2 protein-coding genes are annotated in these 1,072 nt (G+C 34.3%); one reads left to right on the forward strand and one right to left on the reverse strand.

Features of this window, described 5'->3' with window-relative positions; all coding sequences use genetic code 11:
- Positions 1-150 precede the first annotated feature (150 nt).
- Complete coding sequence (locus KHW44_RS09985; RefSeq protein WP_304069005.1) at positions 151-840, forward strand: gamma-glutamyl-gamma-aminobutyrate hydrolase family protein; 690 nt, start codon at positions 151-153, stop codon at positions 838-840.
- Positions 841-911: 71 nt separating this feature from the next.
- On the opposite strand, the gene KHW44_RS09990 is transcribed toward KHW44_RS09985, so the two are convergent.
- The gene (locus KHW44_RS09990) at positions 912-1,052 is read right to left on the reverse strand and encodes an arsenic metallochaperone ArsD family protein (protein ID WP_304069007.1); all 141 of its coding nucleotides are present in this window, start codon (positions 1,050-1,052) and stop codon (positions 912-914) included.
- Positions 1,053-1,072 lie beyond the last annotated feature (20 nt).

Raw genomic sequence — 1,072 nt, forward strand, 5'->3', positions numbered from 1 at the left:
ATCCCAAACGCATTTCGAGTGCGCCCCGTTATGACCACTTCGATATTTCTCCAAATATAATAATATTATAGCACTTTTGTTGATTTAATCAAAAAATGTATTTTTGTTTTATCTTTGATATAATAATATTGAAATATAATTGGAGGAAATATGAAAATAATAGGACTTACACCACTTTACTATGTGGCAGAAAACAGACTTTTTATGCTTAGAAAATACATTGAACTTATCGAAAGAAATGGAGCTTACACGGTGATTCTTCCTTTCAATTCCGATAGGAAATTCTTAGAAGAAATCGTCGACAGATTGGACGGAATCGTGTTTACAGGTGGACTTGATGTCGCTCCGTCATATTACAACGAAGACAAGATTTTGGAATGTGGAATTTCATCAAATGTACGCGATGAATTGGAATTTAATCTGATGGATATTTGCTACAAAAAAGACATCCCAACTTTGGGGATTTGTCGTGGACTACAAATAATGAATGTGTATTTGGGCGGAACTTTGTATCAAGATTTGAAAAAACAAAAGGACATATCCATCATTCACTCCCAAGACAAACCATACAACGATTTGGTTCATGAGGTTACAAATTACGGAATGTTCAAAGAAAAATTTGGCGACAGATTTTATGTGAATAGCCTTCATCATCAAGAAATCAAAGATGTGGCTGATGAATTAGAAGTATTGCAAAAATCTTCTGATGATATAGTGGAAGCGGCATACGTTAAGGACAAGAAGTTCTTCTTGGGAGTGCAATACCATCCCGAAATGGCGCTGGATACTTTGGCTCAAGGACACGAAATTGTCAAAATGTTTTTGGATTCAATAAAATAGATTCAAAAAATTATGTAAACCTGTGATTGTCACAGGTTTTTTGTTTTCCTAAAACTTAGGAAAAAATCTTATCAGAATTTACGCTTATCGTTGACATAAGCTTGGTTGAAAATATTTCTGTCGATGTGAAGGAAATCCAATATTTCGTAGCTTTTTGGATATCTTCCCGAAAGCACAACTTTTCCATCTACAACTGTGATTGGAAGTTTCATTCCGTCATCAATTTTCTGTG

The sequence above is a fragment of the Finegoldia magna genome, assembly GCF_018371055.1.
In the GTDB taxonomy this organism is placed as follows: domain Bacteria; phylum Bacillota; class Clostridia; order Tissierellales; family Peptoniphilaceae; genus Finegoldia; species Finegoldia magna_I.